This is a genomic window from Kitasatospora sp. NPDC005748 (assembly GCF_040630735.1).
Classification (GTDB): domain Bacteria; phylum Actinomycetota; class Actinomycetes; order Streptomycetales; family Streptomycetaceae; genus Kitasatospora.
The window spans coordinates 1-4,949 of record NZ_JBEXYD010000136.1 but is presented as its reverse complement, the minus strand read 5'-3'; the positions used below and the strand labels follow the sequence as shown (position 1 = coordinate 4,949).

The 4,949-nt window shown below is 70.8% G+C and carries 5 protein-coding genes; 4 read left to right on the top strand and 1 reads right to left on the bottom strand.

Going from position 1 to position 4,949, the window contains the following annotated elements:
• Positions 1 to 141: 141 nt before the first annotated feature.
• A complete protein-coding gene (locus ABZ495_RS36760; protein WP_329487560.1) occupies positions 142 to 1,524 on the bottom strand; it encodes a glycine--tRNA ligase in 1,383 nt (460 codons plus the stop codon).
• Positions 1,525 to 1,714: 190 nt separating this feature from the next.
• Here ABZ495_RS36760 and ABZ495_RS36755 point away from each other — a divergent pair, with 190 nt between their 5' ends.
• The 4 genes from ABZ495_RS36755 to ABZ495_RS36740 are packed head-to-tail and all read left to right on the top strand — an operon-like array spanning position 1,715 to position 4,834.
• Positions 1,715 to 2,686: a metal ABC transporter substrate-binding protein gene (locus ABZ495_RS36755; RefSeq protein ID WP_359840336.1), complete on the top strand. Its 972-nt coding sequence runs from the start codon at positions 1,715 to 1,717 to the stop codon at positions 2,684 to 2,686.
• Positions 2,687 to 2,703: 17 nt separating this feature from the next.
• A complete protein-coding gene (locus tag ABZ495_RS36750) occupies positions 2,704 to 3,468 on the top strand; it encodes a metal ABC transporter ATP-binding protein (protein WP_329487562.1) in 765 nt (254 codons plus the stop codon).
• A complete protein-coding gene (locus ABZ495_RS36745) occupies positions 3,465 to 4,388 on the top strand; it encodes a metal ABC transporter permease (protein WP_359802970.1) in 924 nt (307 codons plus the stop codon). Before ABZ495_RS36750 ends, ABZ495_RS36745 begins: the two co-directional genes overlap by 4 nt.
• 35 nt (positions 4,389 to 4,423) lie before the next feature.
• Positions 4,424 to 4,834, top strand: coding sequence for a Fur family transcriptional regulator (locus ABZ495_RS36740; RefSeq protein ID WP_329487566.1), 411 nt, complete (start codon positions 4,424 to 4,426; stop codon positions 4,832 to 4,834).
• Positions 4,835 to 4,949: the final 115 nt, after the last annotated feature.

The window sequence follows — 4,949 nt, the reverse complement described above, 5'->3', positions numbered from 1 at the left end:
AACGCTCGGCTGGGAAACCCCAGCCGAGCGCCTGCATAAACTCATCGCGGCCTGATCAAACCGACCACGTGTTGCAACGACCCCTAGAAACCGCCAAGGCGGACGGGGGCTCCTTCGGCGCGACGGCCGGGTGTGCTGCGGTCAGCAGCCGATCAGCCGCGCGGCCAGGTACGACTTCACCTGGTCGAGCGAGACGCGCTCCTGCGACATGGTGTCGCGCTCGCGCACGGTCACCGCGTTGTCCTCAAGGGTGTCGAAGTCGACGGTGACGCAGAACGGCGTGCCGATCTCGTCCTGGCGGCGGTAGCGCTTGCCGATCGCGCCCGCGTCGTCGAACTCGACGTTCCACGCGGTGCGCAGGTCGGCGGCCAGGCCGCGGGCCTTCGGCGAGAGGTCGGCGTTGCGCGACAGCGGCAGCACCGCGACCTTGACCGGGGCCAGCCGCGGGTCCAGCCGCATGCCGACGCGCTTCTCCAGGACGCCCTTGGCGTTGGGCGCCTCGTCCTCGAAGTAGGCGTCGATCAGGAAGGCCAGCATGGCGCGGTTGAGGCCCGCCGCCGGCTCGATGACGTACGGGAAGTACCGCTCGCCGGACTCCTGGTCAAAGTACTTGAGGTCCTGGCCGGAGGCCTCGCTGTGCACCGTGAGGTCGTAGTCGGTGCGGTTGGCGACGCCCTCCAGCTCGGAGAACTCCTGGCCGCCGAAGTTGAAGCGGTACTCGATGTCCACCGTGCGCTTGGCGTAGTGGGACAGCTTCTCCTTCGGGTGCTCGAAGAAGCGCATGTTCTCGGTCCGCAGGCCGAGGTCGACGTACCAGTCCCAGCGCTGCTGGAGCCAGTAGTCGTGCCACTGCTCGTCCTCGCCCGGCTTGACGAAGAACTCCATCTCCATCTGCTCGAACTCGCGGGTGCGGAAGATGAAGTTGCCGGGGGTGATCTCGTTGCGGAAGCTCTTGCCGGTCTGGGCGATGCCGAACGGCGGCTTCTTGCGCGAGGTCGTCTGGACGGCCTTGAAGTTGGTGAAGATGCCCTGCGCCGTCTCCGGGCGCAGGTAGGCCAGGCCGCCCGCCTCCTCGGTGACGCCGAGGTGCGTCTTCAGCATGCCCGAGAACTCCCGGGGCTCGGTGAAGGAGCCCTTGGTGCCGCAGTCGGGGCAGTTGATGTCCTTGAGGCCGTTCGCCGGCGGGTAGCCGTGCTTGGCCTCGTACTTCTCCTCCAGGTGGTCGGCCCGGTGGCGCTTGTGGCAGGAGAGGCACTCGGTCAGCGGGTCGTTGAAGGTGGCGACGTGACCGGAGGCCTCCCAGACCTCACGGGCCAGGATCACCGACGAATCGAGCCCGACGACGTCCTCACGGGCCTGGACCATCGCGCGCCACCACTGGCGCTTGATGTTCTCCTTCAGCTCGACGCCCAGCGGCCCGTAGTCCCAGGCGGCACGCGTGCCGCCGTAGATCTCGCTGCAGGGGTAGACGAAGCCACGGCGCTTGCTCAGGCTGACGATCGTGTCGATCTTGTCGGCGGCCACAGTGCTCTCTTCAGTACGACGGCACGGTCAGGGCACGGCTGGTTGCGCGTACCCGAATACCTCAGGTTACCGGCCATACGGGTACGGGGTTCAAATCGGTATCGCCCGGCCCCACCCAACCATCACCATCCACCGTTCACCCGTCCGAGTGATTTGACAATCATTTCCATCTAACCTGAGAATGGTTGTCATGATGATCCGACGACCTACCCGCACCGTCCTCGCCCTGACCGCGACCACCCTCGCCGGCACCCTCCTGCTCACCGCCTGCGGCGGGGACGGCGGCGCCAAGGGCACGGACGGCAAGCTGGGCGTCGTCGCCTCGTTCTATCCGATGGAGTTCCTCGCCTCGCAGATCGGCGGCGAGCACGTCAAGGTCACCACCCTGACCCCGGCCGGCACCGAGCCGCACGACCTCGACCTCACCGCCAAGCAGGTCGCGAGCGTCAAGAAGGCCGACGCCCTGCTCTACCTCAAGGGCCTCCAGCCGACCGTGGACAAGGCGGTCGCCGACTCCGGCGCCAAGCACGTCGTCGACGCCACCGCCGCCAGCCCGCTGGTCGACCACCACCTCGGCGAGGGCGAGGAGGGCCACGCCGAGGGCGACGGCCACCAGCACGACGGCGCCCCCGGCGACCCGCACATCTGGCTCGACCCGACCCGCTACGCGGCGGTCGCCCAGAGCGTCGGCGCCGAGTTCGCCAAGGCCGACCCGGCGCACGCGGCCGACTACCGGAAGAACACCGACGAACTGGTCGGCAAGCTCACCACCCTGGACCAGCGGTTCCGGGACGGCCTCAAGGACGCGAACACCAGGACCTTCGTCACCAGCCACGCCGCCTTCGGCTACCTCGCCGAGCACTACGGCCTCACCCAGGTCGCCCTCAACGGCGTCGACCCGGAGTCCGAGCCCACCCCGGCCCGGCTGGCCGACGTCCAGAAGGCCGCCAAGGACAACGGCGTCACCACGATCTTCTTCGAGACCCTGGTCAGCCCCAAGCTCGCGGAGACCGTCGCCAAGGATCTCGGCCTCCGGACCGCGGTGCTGGACCCGCTGGAGGGCGTCAAGGACCCGGCCAAGGACACCTACCTGACGGTGATGGAGCAGAACCTCGCCAACCTGCGGGCCGCGCTCGGCACGGCCGGCGCCACCACCAGCTGAGGGGACGACAACACGCCATGACCCACCCGATACCCCCGGCCGTCCGCCTGCACGACGCCGTCGCCTCGCGCGGCGGCAGGCCGGTGCTGCGCGGCGTCGACCTCACGGTGCAACCCGGCGAGGTGGTCGCCCTGCTCGGCGCCAACGGCTCCGGCAAGTCCACCACCGTCAAGGCCGTCACCGGCGCCGTCCCGCTGGAGCACGGCAGCCTGGACCTGTTCGGCATCCCGTTCGCCAAGTTCCGTGCCTGGCACCGGGTCGGCTACGTGCCGCAGCGCACCACCGCCGCCTCCGGCGTGCCGGCCACCGTGCGCGAGGTGGTCTCCACCGGGCGGCTCCCGCAGCACCGGCTGCTGCCCTTCCGCCGCCGGGACCGGGACGCGGTGGACCGCGCGCTGACCGCCGTCGGCATGCTGGACCGGGCCGGGGACGGCGTCGCCGACCTCTCCGGCGGCCAGCAGCAGCGGGTGCTGATCGCCCGCGCCCTGGTCGGCACCCCCGACCTGCTGATCATGGACGAGCCGATGGCCGGAGTGGACGCCACCAGCCAGCAGGTGCTCGCCGACACCCTGCGCGCCGAGGTCGGACGCGGCGCGGCCGTGCTGCTGGTACTGCACGAACTCGGGCCGCTGGAGCCGCTGATCGACCGCGCCGTGGTGCTGCGCGACGGCTGCGTCGCGCACGACGGCCCGCCCGTCCCCAACACCGGCCTGCACGCCCTGCCCGGCCACGACCACGTCCATCCGCACGCCGACCACACCCCGCCGAGGCTGCTCGCATGACCGAGATGCTCTCCTACGACTTCATGCAGCGCGCCCTGCTCGCCGCCGTCCTGGTCGGCATCACCGCGCCGGCCGTCGGCATCTACCTGGTGCAGCGGCGCCAGGCACTGCTGGGCGACGGCATGGGCCACGTCGCGATGACCGGGGTCGGCCTCGGCTTCATCTTCGACACCAGCCCGGTCTGGATGGCCGTCCTCGTCTGCGTCCTCGGCGCCGTCACCATGGAGCTGGTCCGCTCGCGCGGCAACCAGCGCGGCGACATCGCCCTCGCCATGCTGTTCTACGGCGGCATGGCCTGCGGCAAGCTGCTCGTCTCGAAGTCCGCCCAGGCCGGCGCCGGCAGCCTGGAGAGCTACCTCTGGGGCTCCATCCTCACCGTCGCCCCCGCCGACCTCGTCACCATCGGCATCCTCGGCGCCGTGGTCATCGGCGTCACCGTGGGCCTGCGCCGCCAGCTCTTCGCGATCTGCCAGGACGAGGACTTCGCCCGGGTCACCGGCCTGCCGGTGCGCCTCCTCAACCTGCTGCTCGCGGTGATGGCCGCGATCACCGTCACGGTCGCCATGCGGGTCGTCGGGCTGCTGCTGGTCAGCGCGCTGATGGTGGTCCCGGTGGTGGCCGCCCAGCAGCTCACCCGCTCCTTCGCCGCCACCCAGGCCGCCTCGATCGGCCTCGGCGTCCTGGTCTCGCTGGCCGGCGTCACCGGCTCCTACCAGCTCGACGTCCCCTCCGGACCGGCCATCGTGCTGCTCGCCATCGCGGTGTTCGCGGTGTTCAGCGCGATCGCCGCACCGCTGGCCCGCCACCGGCACCGGACGGCGAAGGCCGACCCCGGCCCCGCGGTCTGCGACGTCCAACTGCCCGGGCAGAGCGCGTCCGACGCGACCACTCCGGACCGGAGGGCGGGGCTGGCACAATGAGGTGCGAGATGCCCACACCCCCAGGAGGACCCACGGTGACCACCGCAGGCCCGTCGCCGCGCGCCCGCTCGACCCGGCAGCGAGCCGCCGTCTCGGCGGCCCTGGACGAGATCGAGGACTTCCGCAGCGCGCAGGAGCTCCACGACATGCTCAAGCACCGAGGCGACTCGGTGGGTCTGACCACGGTCTACCGCACCCTGCAGTCGCTCGCCGACGCCGGCGAGGTCGACGTGCTGCGCACCGCCGACGGCGAGGCCGTCTACCGCCGCTGCAGCAGCGGGCACCACCACCACCTGGTCTGCCGGCACTGCGGCGCGACCGTCGAGGTGGAGGGGCCGGCCGTCGAACGCTGGGCCAACTCGGTAGCCGCCGAGCACGGGTTCAGCGACATCGCCCACACCCTGGAGATCTTCGGGACCTGTGCGGAGTGCGCCAAGAAGGCCTGATCCGGCCGCGCCGAAGGGCCCGTGGGAGCTCTACGACATCGGCGGCCCTGCCCAGGTGGGGACCGTCCTGCCCGTGCTGCTGGAGACGTGGGAGGAGAACAGCACGACCGTCGGC